The 13,333-nt window shown below is 69.1% G+C and carries 13 protein-coding genes; 4 read left to right on the top strand and 9 right to left on the bottom strand.

The window, feature by feature from the left end; genetic code table 11:
* The first annotated feature begins 36 nt into the window (after nucleotides 1-36).
* A complete protein-coding gene (locus AB0C30_RS39620; protein ID WP_357953709.1) occupies nucleotides 37-1,368 on the top strand; it encodes a M1 family metallopeptidase in 1,332 nt (443 codons plus the stop codon).
* 407 nt (nucleotides 1,369-1,775) lie between these two features.
* On the opposite strand, the gene AB0C30_RS39615 is transcribed toward AB0C30_RS39620, so the two are convergent.
* The 6 genes from AB0C30_RS39615 to AB0C30_RS39590 form a co-directional block, all read right to left on the bottom strand.
* Nucleotides 1,776-1,925 carry a hypothetical protein gene (locus tag AB0C30_RS39615; RefSeq protein ID WP_357953707.1) on the bottom strand — a complete coding sequence of 50 codons (150 nt, stop codon included), beginning with the start codon at nucleotides 1,923-1,925 and terminating at the stop codon, nucleotides 1,776-1,778.
* A 180-nt stretch (nucleotides 1,926-2,105) separates the two neighbouring features.
* Nucleotides 2,106-2,822, bottom strand: coding sequence for a lasso peptide biosynthesis B2 protein (locus AB0C30_RS39610; protein ID WP_357953705.1), 717 nt, complete (start codon nucleotides 2,820-2,822; stop codon nucleotides 2,106-2,108).
* Complete coding sequence (locus AB0C30_RS39605) at nucleotides 2,816-4,459, bottom strand: asparagine synthase-related protein (protein ID WP_357953704.1); 1,644 nt, start codon at nucleotides 4,457-4,459, stop codon at nucleotides 2,816-2,818. The genes AB0C30_RS39610 and AB0C30_RS39605 overlap by 7 nt, the downstream gene beginning before the upstream one ends.
* A gap of 88 nt (nucleotides 4,460-4,547) precedes the next feature.
* The gene (locus AB0C30_RS39600) at nucleotides 4,548-4,682 is read right to left on the bottom strand and encodes a lasso RiPP family leader peptide-containing protein (RefSeq protein WP_357953947.1); all 135 of its coding nucleotides are present in this window, start codon (nucleotides 4,680-4,682) and stop codon (nucleotides 4,548-4,550) included.
* Nucleotides 4,683-4,809: 127 nt separating this feature from the next.
* Nucleotides 4,810-6,000, bottom strand: coding sequence for an ROK family protein (locus AB0C30_RS39595; protein WP_357953703.1), 1,191 nt, complete (start codon nucleotides 5,998-6,000; stop codon nucleotides 4,810-4,812).
* A 555-nt stretch (nucleotides 6,001-6,555) separates the two neighbouring features.
* Entirely contained in the window at nucleotides 6,556-7,722 is a 1,167-nt protein-coding gene (locus tag AB0C30_RS39590; protein ID WP_357953701.1) for an acyl-CoA dehydrogenase family protein, read from the bottom strand.
* A gap of 162 nt (nucleotides 7,723-7,884) precedes the next feature.
* Between AB0C30_RS39590 and AB0C30_RS39585 the strand changes: the two genes are divergently transcribed.
* Complete coding sequence (locus AB0C30_RS39585) at nucleotides 7,885-8,763, top strand: alpha/beta fold hydrolase (RefSeq protein WP_357953700.1); 879 nt, start codon at nucleotides 7,885-7,887, stop codon at nucleotides 8,761-8,763.
* A gap of 106 nt (nucleotides 8,764-8,869) precedes the next feature.
* Nucleotides 8,870-9,802 carry a GNAT family N-acetyltransferase gene (locus AB0C30_RS39580; protein ID WP_357953698.1) on the top strand — a complete coding sequence of 311 codons (933 nt, stop codon included), beginning with the start codon at nucleotides 8,870-8,872 and terminating at the stop codon, nucleotides 9,800-9,802.
* A gap of 25 nt (nucleotides 9,803-9,827) precedes the next feature.
* Here the strand turns inward: AB0C30_RS39580 and AB0C30_RS39575 are convergent, their stop codons facing one another.
* Nucleotides 9,828-11,267 carry an MFS transporter gene (locus AB0C30_RS39575; protein ID WP_357953696.1) on the bottom strand — a complete coding sequence of 480 codons (1,440 nt, stop codon included), beginning with the start codon at nucleotides 11,265-11,267 and terminating at the stop codon, nucleotides 9,828-9,830.
* Between the two features lie 83 nt (nucleotides 11,268-11,350).
* On the opposite strand from AB0C30_RS39575, the gene AB0C30_RS39570 reads away from it, so the two are divergent.
* Nucleotides 11,351-11,839 (top strand): hypothetical protein, encoded by a 489-nt coding sequence (locus tag AB0C30_RS39570; RefSeq protein WP_357953694.1) that lies wholly within the window; start codon nucleotides 11,351-11,353, stop codon nucleotides 11,837-11,839.
* 7 nt (nucleotides 11,840-11,846) lie between these two features.
* On the opposite strand, the gene AB0C30_RS39565 is transcribed toward AB0C30_RS39570, so the two are convergent.
* Complete coding sequence (locus AB0C30_RS39565; protein ID WP_357953692.1) at nucleotides 11,847-12,527, bottom strand: phosphatase PAP2 family protein; 681 nt, start codon at nucleotides 12,525-12,527, stop codon at nucleotides 11,847-11,849.
* Complete coding sequence (locus AB0C30_RS39560) at nucleotides 12,514-13,260, bottom strand: phosphatase PAP2 family protein (protein WP_357953690.1); 747 nt, start codon at nucleotides 13,258-13,260, stop codon at nucleotides 12,514-12,516. Before AB0C30_RS39560 ends, AB0C30_RS39565 begins: the two co-directional genes overlap by 14 nt.
* Nucleotides 13,261-13,333: the final 73 nt, after the last annotated feature.

Here is a 13,333-nt window from a genome sequence, read left to right as displayed (position 1 = left end):
GATCGGGGGCCCGAGCGTCACACAAGGAGCCAGCCCATGATCCGAAGAATGCTGACATTCTGCACGATCGCCATCGCGTTAGCCGCCGGACTCCCCGCTCCGGCCTGGGCGGTCGACGCGACCCGGACGCCGGGCTCGGCCTCCTACACCGTGAACCTCACCAGCAACGCCTCGGGCACCACCTGGACCGGCCACGAGAGCGTCAGCTTCACGAACCTGTCGGCCGACCCCCTCACCGAGGTCTACCTGCGCCTGTGGGACAACTACCACGGCAGCTGCCCATCCACCCCGATCACGGTCACGAACGTCACCGGTGGTACGGCCGGCTCGCTGACCGTCGCCTGCACGGCGCTGAAGATCACTCTCCCCGTGCCGCTGGCCCAGGGGCAGAACGGCTCGGTCGGCTTCGACCTGAGCATCGTCGTGCCCAGCGGCGCCGACCGGTTCGGCCACGACGGCGCGTACAACTTCATCGGCAACGCCCTCCCCGTCCTGGCCGTACGCGACGGCGCCGGGTGGCACCTGGACCCCTACACCAACAACGGCGAGTCCTTCTACCAGCTCGCCAGCGACTACCGGGTCACCCTGGACCACCCCAGCTCGCTGCTCGTCCCCGCGACCGGCACCTCCGTGGACACCCCCGGCACCTCCGGCCGGACGATCACCACCGCGACCGCCAGTCACGTCCGCGAGTTCGCCTGGGGGGCCGGCGCGTTCACCAAGACCACCGGCACGACCACCACGGGCGTCACCGTGAACGTCTACCGCGTCAGCGGCATCAGCGCCGCCAGTGCCACCTCGATGATGAACACCGCCAAGAACTCGCTCGTCGCCCACGCCGGCCGCTTCGGCGCCTATCCCTACGGCGAGGTCGACGTCGTCCTGGACAACAACTTCTGGTTCGGCGGCATGGAGTATCCGGGGTTCGTGCTCGACCTGGTCAGCTCCACCGCGCTCGCCCATGAGCTGGCCCACCAGTGGTGGTACGGCATCGTCGGCGACGACGAGTACAACACCCCGTGGCTGGACGAGTCCTTCGCCGACTACGCCACCGACCTGTATCAGGGCATCAGCGGCACCAACTGCTGGAACAGCGTCTCCTGGCAGTCGTCGGCCGAGAAGATCAGCAACTCGATGGCCTACTGGGACGCCCACTCCAGCCGCTACGGCACGGTCGTCTACACCTACGGCAAGTGCGCCCTGCACGACCTGCGCCGCCTGATCGGCACCACGGCCATGCAGACGCTCCTGCACGACTACGCCGCTTCACACTGGTACGGCATCTCCACGGTGGCCGACTTCAAGGCCGCCGCCCAGGCCGCGACGACGGTCGACCTGTCGTCGTTCTGGACCACGCACCGCATCTAGGAGTCCTGCCGGGTCAGCGTGAAGTCGATCTCGAACGAGCGCTGCCAGGGGAAGGTGACGTCTTCGAGCGTCCAGCCGACCGTGCCGGCGCGCGGTGCACGAGGCCATCGTCTCGGTGTGGCCGCCGATGCGTGTCGTCCTCGCCGCCATGACGGCGAACGTCGCCCAGGCGGTCGTGGACCCGCACGACTGGGACGGTGTGCTCCACAGCGTCCATGGCGCGTTACGGCCCAGCGGCGCCTGGTGTTCGAGACGCGCGATCCGGCGCGGCGCTGGTCGCGCACGGCTACGCCGTACAGGAAGTGCGCGACGCGCCGGACAGGCCGGGCGGGGAGTTCATGCTCTTCGCCCGGAGGTCGGAGGGATGAGCCGCGGCCGGACGGTCAACGCGACTCGGCTGTGGAGAATCAAGGGAAGACCAGCTTGATCAGGCTGAGGTCGCCGGCGGCGACGACGATGATCGCGATGAATGCGAGAGCGATGATCACCCGGAACATCTGATTGGACCGCCTCTTTCCCTCGAACTGGAGCTTGAGCTTGATGCGGGAGTGGAACATGGTGTCCTCCTTTCCTATGCTTCGACGGTAATCCACGCAGTCGGCAATGGCCACGAATTAGAAAAACGCAGTTTTAGAGTTACGCCACCCGATTTCCGCAATAAATGACCGGCCGCACGGCTTTTTCGCAAATTGATATGTCGGGCGAGTTTCCCCTGCCACGCACGGTCGCAATTTGCGTCAGATTGTGAGCACCCGGAGGTAGGCGGAGTCGGCGGCGATGGGGTGTCCGCCGAGTTCGACCCAGGCGTGGAAGCGATAGGGGTCGGTGGCCGCGCCCAGACACCAGTCGAGATGCCGCAACGAGGCCGCCGCGAACAGCACGGTGGCCAGCGAGGTCTCCAGGCAGGCGGCGCGTCCCGGATAGCGCCGGGCGGCACGCCGTACGGCATGCGCGGCGGCCTCGGCCGACGCGGTGCTCATGTCACGTCTCCTGGCCACCCCGCGGACCCAGCCGACCACGGCGGCCGTGACACGGAACGGGAGCACGAGCAGGAGCACGGCCAGCACGAGGCAGCACCAGGCCAGCAGCGCCGCACCCCAAGCTGGCCGGAGATCGTGATCGAGGGACGTCGTCGCGTCCGCGGCCTCGCGCGAAGGGGCGGACCGGGGGCGGGTGCTTCCGCGCGCCCCGGTTCCCACGAGACCACGTCGTAGCAGGTCGTGGAGGAGGTTGACGGCGTCCTCATGGATTTGCTCCGGGGCCACGCCCGGATGCCGGGCGGAGATCTCCGCCACGCTGCGCTCGAAGTCCGCTCCCTGGGCCCAGCTCGCCCAGAGCCTGCCGGCGGTCGGGTTGAGTGCGTGCCAGTGGCCCGTGGCGGTGTTGATGAGGACGACTCCGCCGTGTTCGTAGGCCCGGTAATGGACATGGCGGGGAATCCTGACCTTCAGCATGGGCCCGGCCGGGAGCCTCGCAGCCAGCATTCGGTCGCCACGAACTGGGCCATCGCGCCCAGCGGCGCAGGCGCTCCGGCGAGCAGCCAGTCGAGGCAGGCACGCACGGGCCCGGGCTCGACGACGCCGAGTGCCGCGAGCCGGGAGTCGTCGATGAGCCGGTGAAGCCGCTCCGCCGAGGCGCGGGCGCCGTGGTACTCCTCGGCGCTGTAGTCGCCCTTGGTCCGGCGCGCGAACACGCGCTCGGGCACGAGGTCGCGCAGCGCACGGGCGAGCAGAGGCTTGCCGGCGGTAGGACCCACGCGCCTGTGGGCCGGCACGGCGAGGCAGGCGCGGACCACGGCGTCGTCGAGGAAGGGCGCGTGGACCCGGGTCCCGGTCAGCACAGCCCCGAGCTCACGTAGCTGGCGTTGGGCGTCGGCCGACTGCCTCAGCTCGGCCCTGGTCGCCACGTGAGTCGGCCCCAGGTCCGGATCTACCCGCTCGGCCAGTGCGGGGTCGGCCAGGCGGATGGCGAGTTCGGCCCGCATCGCCCGGGTCAGCCAGCCCAGGACCGTGCCGTCGACCGGCCACCAGGCGACGGCATCGAGCCAGGTCAGACTCCCGGCACCCGGCCGACTCGACCTCCAGGCACCATGCGAGGTCGGGCTCCCGGCATCTGGATCCAGGAGGCGGCGTGCGAGCCGGATCAGGGCCTGGCGCGGGCTCGTACGCGAGACCCGCCAGGCACGGGTGGCGAGGCCGAGCGGCGAGGCATGCTTGAGAGCCGCGTTATGGGCGCAGTGCCTGGCCAGCTCGCGCAGCTCCCCCGGACGCGCGAGTTCCGCGAGGTAGGACGGGGCGGCGCCGAAGAGAGCGTCCCCGCCCTCCCCGGTGACATGCATGGGCGCCGCCTCCGCGAGGCGTAGCAGGGAACGCCGCCAGGCGAGATTGCCGCGAACGGGTTCGCCGTCGAGCGGGTAGGTCAGCTCGGCATAGGGAAGGGTGCTCTGATCTCCTGCCACGGCGGTCAGGTCCATGCCGTGTCCGGCCAGGCTGCTCGCGTGGGCCAGGTCGGTGGTCGGGAGGTCCGGGTGGTGGTAGACGATCCCCTTGACCTTGGTGTGCTGGGCGGCGAGGAAAGCCAGCGAGGTGGAGTCGAGCCCGCCACTGAAGTCCGCGGAGATCGGCGCCGCGGAACATCTGGTCGCCACGGCCTCGGTCAGCGCGGCGCGGAGATCGGGTGCCGGGCCGGCCGTGCCGTACCGGATCGTGCTCTGTCCCACGTGGATCAGGCGGCCGCCTGGAAGGCGGCTCACGCCCTGGTACGGCGAGCGATGCTCCCACAGCGGCAACACGCTCGGGCAGGCGATCGCAACCGCGAGGGTGACCGGATCGACGGACCTCTCGTGCAGGTCGGACAGGACTCCGGGGTGCGAGGCGAGCGCGGTCCGCCCGCCGAGCCGCGACAGGTAGAGGGGAAACTGGCCGGCGAGATCGGTGTACGCGATGAGCTCGCCCTGCCTGGCCAGCACCCATGCGTACGACCCGGGCAGGCGCGTGAGCGCACCGAGATCGTCACGCTCGAGCGCGGCCGCGATCGAGCGCCGGTCGGCGAGGCAGTGACCGACGACCAGGAGCCGATCGATCTCGGTCACCTCTGAAGCGTGCCAGGCGCCGTAGGGGCGGAGAGCCGCCTCGCCCTCGGCAAGCGTGGCGATCAGGCCGGGGACGCGTGCCGGTAACTCAGGCCCAGTAATACTGGGAGTTGGCGTCCGCTGAGCCATTGCCCGAGCTTCCCTTGGTGAGCTCTCGTACGCTGCCGAAATCGAGGACCGCGGGCGGGAGATATGGGGATTCCGGCTCGTCGGCGTCGGGCATGGTCCCATCCAATCGCGCTGGCGGTATTGAAGCCAATGATAGTACCGCCGCCGTATATGAGAAAGCCGCGAGGCTTTTGCTCAATTTGAGGTCATTATCGGGTCGACGAGGTCCCGAAAGCCACAATTCATGCTCGGCCTTCGCCGTCGATTCCCAGCAGAAGCGCGCCGTGCGCGGTCGCGCGGGGCGACTCGGTGGCGACGACCAACGGCCTCTCCGACTGGGCGGCGGCCATGGCGGTCCTGCTGATCCCTTCGTTGCACGCCTTGATGGCGAGGTCCCCCGCCCGGCCGAAAACCCCGCCGAGGACGATCACGTTTGGGTTGAGCAGGTTGCACACGTTGCCGATGCTCTGGCCGAGCAGAGTCGCGGCGTCGCGCACGATGCGCCGGCAGATCGGATTTCCGGCCTCCGCCTGATCGACGAGCTGGTTGACGCTGAAAGGCCTGGTGAAGATCTTGTCGCCCAGCATGGCCTGGGCGTCGCGCAGCATCGCGTCCGCGCCCACTAACGTCTCCAGGCAGCCGCGCCCGCCGCACAGGCAGAAGCGGCCGTCCGGCTGGACCATGGTGTGGCCGATCTCCCCCGCGCACCCCTTGGCTCCGCGGAAGAGCTTTCCGCCGATGATGATCCCCGCGCCCACCCCGGTGGACGCCTTGATGTAGATCAGTGTCTCCTGGTGCGGGTGGGTGTAGACGTGTTCGGCGTACGCGCCGAGATTGGCGTCGTTGTCCAGCCGTACGCGCAGGTTGGCCGGCACGCTCATGTCCTTGGCCCGGGCCAGCTGCTTCGTCAGCGCCGCGGCGGGATTCTCGCCCTCCTGCCAGGGTGGCAGCACCGGCGGCACGAGGGTCTGCTGCTGCGGATCGACCACCCTCGGGATGCCCATGCCGATGGTGGCCAGCTCGTTGGGCCCGCCGCCGACCTTGATGACCACCTTGCGGATCGCGCTCACCAGGGCGGGCAGCCAGCTTTCCCGGCCCTGCGCCGCGCCGTTCTCCAGGAACTCGGTCTCGGCCTCGTCGAAGGACTGGTGCGCCAGGCGCGCGGCGACCACCATGTGCTGGTATCCCAGCTCGACGCCGACTGCGACGCCGGTGAGCGGCATGAGCCGGATGTCCTCCCTGCTGCCACGCTTCGCCGGCGCGATGATGTTGCGGCCGCGCAGCTCGTCGATCGCAGTGCTGATCGTGTTGGCCACCCGACCGGTCGGCCTTGCCAGGTCTGCTCTCAGATACGGCCGCGCCATGAGCGCCTTGACGATCGACAGCTGCGTTTCTTCCTTGGGACCGTGCGGCGGCTTGAGGAGATCGAGCATATTGGGCACGGGAACACCGTTCGCTGTACGGACCTACGATGTGACATATACACCACCCGGGCGGCTCGTGCGCGTCGCAACAGGATCCGGCGCTGGTGCGCCGCCTCAACTCCGCCGCCGTGCCGCGTGATGTCCACGGGCTATTGGATGCAAGCTTCTCCCCGAAGGTTCTGGCACTCAAGGGGATGGCCTGGCCTGAGTCCCGGGTACGGGTGGATCATGGCGTCCATCGCCGAGGCCGGGACGCGCACCCCGGATCTCACCAGAGACCACTGTGGCCCGAAGGCGCCCCCCGTACCCTGGCTGAGATGGTCCTCATCGCGTTCGCCAACCCGAGCGAGACCACCCTCCGACTGCTGTCGCAAGCGGTCGCGCCCATGGGCCCCCGCGACCGCACCGGGACCGGTATCGACACCGCGTGGGCCGCTCGCGCCTGCGAGACCGCCATCGACGTCCTGGCCGAGGTCGACTCGTTGGCGCCCGGGCGAGCTGTCACCGCTCCCGAGCGACGACCCGAGCCCTGGGTTCGGGTGCCCCTCACGCCTCCAGGGCGCCTCACGCCTCCAGGGCGAAGAGCATCCAGGACTGGCCCGGCGCCAGCCCGGCCAGTTCCCGGCCGCACTCCTGAAGCACCTGCGGGCCCGAGGTGATGTGCGCGGTGCCGGCGTGGACGTCCCTGAACAGCCGCTGGATCAGCCCGTCGCGCAGTGCCGAGGTGCCGCCCGACGCGTAGACGAACCGGGCAACCTCGGCGATCGTCGACGTGATGTGGTTGAGCGCGAGCCGCACCATCGTCTCCTGGCGTACGTCGAGCGTCCGGCCCGCGTCCAGGGTGCGTTCGGTGTCGTCCCAGGTCTCCTGCACTAGGGCCTTGGCCGCACGGAACGCCGCCTCGGCGCGGGCGAAGTCGGCGTGGAAGGCATCGCTGGCGGCGATCTGGCCGGGCCGCCCGGCCCGCGCCCCGGCGTGCCGGCTCAGCTCATCGAGCAGCCGGCGGCCGACACCGAGCGCCCAGCCGGAGTGACAGATCATCGCCTGGTCGAGGACGCCGAGCCGGAAGATCGCGCCGCCGCGCAGCGGTTCGTTGTGCGTGACGATATGCGTCTGCGACTCCGGTACGAAGGCGCCGTCGATGGCGTAGTCGATGCTGCCTGTGGCGCGCAGACCCAGGACGTCCCAGTTGCCGAGCATCTTGACGTCTTCGATCGGGGTGATGAAGATCCGGGACTCGTCGGTGCCCTCGATGGCGCCCAGGCTGTGGGCGTACTGGGCGTGCGGCATGCCCGAGGCGAAACCCCACTGGCCACTGAGACGGAAACCGCCGTCTTCGCGTACGGCGGTGCCCGGCCGGGTGCCCTGGCCCGCGATGACCGGCATCCGCGGGCCCGTGAAGATCCGCGCGACGGCCTCGTCACCCAGGTAGGCGCCGGCCGTGCCGTTCTCCAGAGTGGTGGCCATGACCACCCAGCCGGTCGAGGGGTCGGCGTACGACAGCTCCTCGAAGACGGCGAGCAGCTCCCTGGGGGACAACTCGGCGCCGCCCAGCGGCGTAGGCACCCATATACCGAAAAGTCCCGCCTCATGCAGGGCATCCACGACGGGCGTGGTGAGCCTGCCCTGCGCCTCGGCGGCGGCCGCCTCGCGCTCGATCAGTGGGCGCAGGTCACGGGCTCGCTCCAGCAGGGCGGGGCCGGCGATGTGGAGTCGCAGCGTGTCGCTCATGTCCAGGTACTCCTGTTCGTGATCGTTGACGCTCTTACTCCGTCAGATCACGTGGGCAGCACATTGTCCAGAGCCGCGGCCGTTCTTCCTTCCCGTACGGATGTGGCGCCACTAGTAGTTCTACAGAAGGCGCCCGTAGCCGGGGACGGCATGCTTTGAGGCATGCAAAACGTGAACATCTGGAGCGAAGAGTTCGGCGCCGAGACGGATGCGCCGATCCTGTTGATCATGGGTTCGATGTCGCAGGGCATCCTGTGGCCGGACGAGTTCGTCGGCCGGCTGAGCGCCGGGGGCCGCCGGGTGATCCGGTACGACCACCGCGACACCGGCATGTCGGGCACCGTCGACTTCGCGGCGCAGCCGTACACATGGGATGACATCAAGAACGACGTCTACCGCGTGATGGACGACCACGGCCTGGCGAGCGCGCACCTGGTCTGTCACTCGGCGGGCGGCCTGCTCGGCCAGTTCGCCGCGGTGGAGCGGCCGGAGCGGGTGCGGTCGCTGACCGTCATCGGCTCCTCCCCGCTGGGCGGCGGCGAGGGCCAGGTGATCATGCGGGCTCTGATGGGGCAGCCGCAGCCCGAGGGGAGCCTGCCGGAGCCGGCGCCGGAGTTCGTGGACTTCTACCGTAGGTTGATGGCCGCGCCGCCACCGGCGGATCGGCGCGCGCGGATCGACGGCATGATCGCTGAGCAGCGGCTGCTGCACGGCACCGGGTTGCCGTTCGACGAGGACGCGGCGCGGCGGCTGCAGGAACGGATCTACGACCGGGCCCGCGACCTGTCGGCGGTGGCCAACCACCGGCTGGCCGCCATGGCCAAGCCCGACTTCGAGCCGGTGGGCGTACTCCATCAGGTGAAGGCACCCACCCTGGTCATCGAGGGCAGCCACGAGCCGGCCAAACCGGGCCACAGCGCGATCATCGCCGAGCAGATCCCAGGGGCGCGGCTGATGATCGTGGAGGGGATGGGCCACACACTGCCGCCTGAGGTGCACGAGGAGCTGGCCGCCGCCATCGTCGCACACACGGCCGAGTGACGCGTGTTCAGGCGCCGCCGCGAATCTCACCCCTCACCTGTGCGGGCTTCAAGGAATGACCGGACATTTAGCTCAGATGATGACAAAAGTTAGGTACTTTCTTTAGATGATCTCCTACCGCCCTACCGTCCCCGCCGACCTCGACCGCGTGACCGCGTGGAGCGTGACCGAGCCCGTCGGCTGGATCCCCGCCGACCGTTACCTCGCGGATCTGGCCGAGAACATGTACCGGCCGGAATGGACCTGGATCGCCGAGGTCGACCACCAGGTCGTGGGACGGGCACTGTGGTGGGGGCCGAGGGACAGCGCGCACCCGGTCGCGCTCGACTGCCTCGACGTGGACCCTGCGGCGGGTGACCGCACCGCCGTCGCCGCCGAGCTGATCAGGGCCGCGCTGACCGGATTCCCGCGGCCGGTGCAGTACGCGATCAAGGCGGCCGGCGGCTGGCGCGACGATCCGGCCACTTCGATGGCCGTGGAATGGCGGCGGGCGGCAGCACACGCGGCCGGCCTCACCCGGGAAGTGGAGCGGCTGCAGTTCGAGTGGACACCCGCCGACGGGGTGCCCCCGGCGACCGGCGTGCTGCGGTTCGCCGAGGCGTCCGATGAGGAGTTCCTGACGGTGTTCACGAGAATCGCCGAGGGCAGCCTGGACGCCCAGACCCGTGCGAGCCTGGCGGCCAAGGGCGTGGACACGACCGCGCGCGAAGAGATGGACTTCTATCTCAGGGCGCCGGGCAAGCGGGAGTGGTGGCGGATCGCCTACACGCATGAGGGCGAGGTGGCGGGAATGGCGATCCCCTCGGCGACGCCGTACAACGTGAACGTCGGATATCTGGGGGTGGTCCCGGAGCTCCGGGGGCGCGGCTACGTGGACGAAATACTCGCCGAGATCACTCGCATCCACGCGGCCAACGGAGAGCCACGCGTCACCGCCACCACCGACGTGGGCAACGCGCCGATGGCGGCCGCGTTCGGGCGCGCCGGATACCGCAACACGGAGATCCGGATCAACCTCTCCAACGACCTCCGGCCCTAGCCCGTCCGCTGCCCATGGCCGGTCGTCATGCCGCCTGGCCTGTCTCGGCGGCAGTCAGGGGAGTGGCGATCTCCTCCAGACCCTTGCGTTCGGCCTTGACGCCCAGGAAGAGCTCCACCAGACCCGCCAGGATCATGATGATGGCACCGATCGAGAAGGCCAGCGCCGTGTCGCCCGGCACACCCGTCTCGACCAGGTGGGCGAAGACGAGCGGGCCCGCGATGCCGCCCGCCGCCGTGCCGATGGCGAAGAAGAACGCGATGGCCATCGCCCGCGTCTCCATCGGGAAGATCTCGCTGACCGTCAGATACGCCGAACTGGCTCCCGCCGAGGCCACGAACAGCACCACCGACCAGCAGGCCGTCAGCGTCACCGCCGTGAGCATCCCCTGGTTGAAGAGCCAGGCCGTGCCGAGCAGCAACAGCCCCGATCCGATGTACGTGGCGGAGATCATCGGGATCCGGCCGACCGTGTCGAAGAGCCGCCCGAGCAGCAGCGGGCCCAGGAAGTTGCCGACCGCGATGACCGCGAAGTAGTAGCCGGTATGGGTGTCGATCTTGAAGAACGTGGACAGGATCTGCGCGTACCCGAAGGTGATCGCGTTGTACAGGAACGCCTGGCCGATGAAGAGCGACAGGCCGAGCACCGTCCGCTTGGGATAGAGCGCCACCATGGTGTGCGCGATCCGGACGAACCCGATGGACTTGCGCTGATGGATCGTCATCGACTGCGCCGGCTCCGGCAGGTCCCCGCCCACCTGGCGCTCGATGTCGTCGACGATCTCCTCGGCCTCCTGGCCACGGCCGTGGATGAACAGCCAGCGCGGGCTTTCCGGTACGTGGCGCCGTACGAGCAGAATGGCCAGACCAAGCACCACGCCCAGCCCGAAGGCGACGCGCCAGCCGATGTTGACCGGTAGGTCGTTCAGCAGCGGCACGGTCAGCAGGGCGCCGCCCGCCGCCCCGAGCCAGTAGCTGCCGTTGATGATGATGTCGATCCGCCCCCGGTGGGCGCTCGGGATCAGCTCGTCGATGGCCGAGTTGATCGCCGCGTACTCCCCGCCGATGCCGAAGCCCGTCATGAACCTGAACAGGAAGAACCACCACGCGTCGAACGACAACGCGGTCATCAGGGTCGCGACCAGGTAGACGACCAGCGTGATCAGGAACAGCTTCTTCCTGCCGAACCGGTCGGTCAGCCAGCCGAAGAACAGCGCCCCCGAGCAGGCACCCGCGACGTACAGCGCGGCGGCCAGGCCGGCGACCTGCGCCTGCGTGATGTCCAGGCCGCTTCCGGGTTTGGCGAGCTGGGCCGAGAGGTTGCCCACGATGGTCACTTCGAGCCCGTCCAGGATCCAGACGGTGCCGAGGCCGATGACGATCATCCAGTGCCAGCGTGACCAGTGCAGCCGATCGAGTCTCGCGGGCACCTTGGTGGTGATGGTGCCAGTCTCCAGGTCGCTCATGAACTCAACTCGCTACCCCGAGGCCGGCTCGCAAACGTCCCACGAAACTGCCGCGTGATCTTCACCTGCCATCATCCGGTCCCATGACCCGTCCCTTACTCGCGGGCGTGTGCCTGCTGGCCGCACTCTTGGGCTGCAGCGCCACGCCCCCCGCCGTAGCGACGCCTCCAGCCGTATCGGCGCAGCCCGCCCCGTCCGCCGAATCTTCCAGCGGGGCGGCGAGCCCGGCAGCCGGGGTGCAGTATCACGCCACCGAACTACGCCCCGGCGACTGCATCGAGCCCATGCCCGAGAGCTTCATGGTGACCGTGGTGCCTTGCACGGTGCCGCACTCGGCGGAGTACGGGGCCAGGTACGTCATCGCCGACGGCCCATGGCCGGGCCTGGCCGAGATGCGACGGCTGGCCGAGAACGGCTGCGCGCCCAGGCTGCGGTACGTGGCATCGAGGAGGGAGGAGGTCGGCTTCATCGAGATCGTCCCAGCGGAGCAGGACTGGCCGAAGAGCAGGACGGCGTACTGCCTGGCCGTCGCCGGGAACGGCGGGAAGCTCGTCGGCCACGTTCTCAAATAGGAGCCATCTACGCCGGTCGAACGAGCTCCGGCGCCTGATGCCCACGCTGCCTGTCACGCCGGTACAAGATCGCCCGAGCGGCCATCACCACGCAGCCGATGCCGAGCAGCAGGCCCCAGGTGATGTCGGTGAGGAAGTGCATGCCCCGGTACAGGCGGGAGAAGGCGACGATGAGCGGGGCGGCGATGCCGAGCACCCAGATCACCACCTGGAGCGCCCTGTTGCGGACGTGCATGCTCAGGATGAGCGCGACCGAGCAGTAGAACCCGACGGCGGCGCTGACGTGCCCCGACGGGAAGCTGGAGGTGGGCGGGGCCGGGTCGATGTGCTGTACCGGCGGCCGGTGCCGGCCGACGGGTGTGGTGGTGGCCAGGAAGATGAGCGACTGGCTCCAGACGGCCGCGATCAGGAAGATCGATTCCCGCCAGCGCTTGTACACGAGTCTGAAGACGATCGCGGCTATCGCGGTGAGTGCCACGATGTAGGGAGTGTCCGAGAGGCTGGTGCCGAAGTCGGTGAGCGTGTTCCACAGCGGGGTGCGGCCGGCGGCCAGGCTCCGGCTCACCTCCGCCTCGCCGGTGGGCCAGGCGACGATCAGCTTGCCCACGCCGAACGTCACCGCGGCCATCAGCAGCATCGGCAATAAGATCGTCAGCGCGTAATACTTCACGTGCTCAGCTTTGGTCATGGGTCACCTTCTCTGACTCGGGTTCCACTCCTTCGGCCAGCGGCGAGCTGGGCCTGCGGCCCTGCTCGCGCCGCCACGTCTCGAATCCCGCCGCGGTGGCGGCGACCACGGCCACGCCCAGGATGATCCCGGCGACCACGTCGCTCACCCAGTGCACGCCGAGCGCGATCCGGGTGTAGCCGACCGACAGCACCAAAAACCAGGCGACGGCCCAGGTCAGGCGCCGCCCCCACCGGGGCAGCATGGGCAGGAGGAGCAGGACGACCACTCCCGCGCCGAGCGTCACGTTGACCGCGTGGCCCGACGGGAAGGAGTCGCCGGGCGCGAGCGCGACGGGATCCGGCAGGTGCGGTCTGGCGCGGGCAGTAATGATCTTGAGTGCCAGGCCGAGCAGCCCGCCCACGGTGATGGTGGCGATGGCCCAGACGGCCAGCCGTCGCGCGCCCTTGTGCCACAGCCAGGCGGCGAACACGATGACCGCGATCCGCCACGGCCACGGGCCGAACAGATCCGTCCACACGATGAGCACCCTGGTCACGCCTGGATGGGTGATCGCGTACGCGTGCAGATCATCGGCGACGTGCTTGTCCAGCCCGTTGACCGGCATCTTGGCCACGACGAGCAACAGGCTGAACGGGACCATGATGAGCGCCACCGCGAGGCTGGCGATCGTCAGCCGCAGCCCCAGACTGCGGTCAGGATCGACGCGAGCTTTGACCCATTGGCGGCTCACTGTCCTGATCCTCCCTCGTTCGGCATTCGCGCTCGGCTACCCAGACAGCGGCCATTGATTCCTGCCTGAAAAC

The sequence above is a fragment of the Nonomuraea sp. NPDC048901 genome, from assembly GCF_040649695.1.
Lineage (GTDB): Bacteria > Actinomycetota > Actinomycetes > Streptosporangiales > Streptosporangiaceae > Nonomuraea.
Note: the sequence above shows the minus strand (reverse complement) of the source record. Positions and strands in the feature narration are given on the sequence as shown.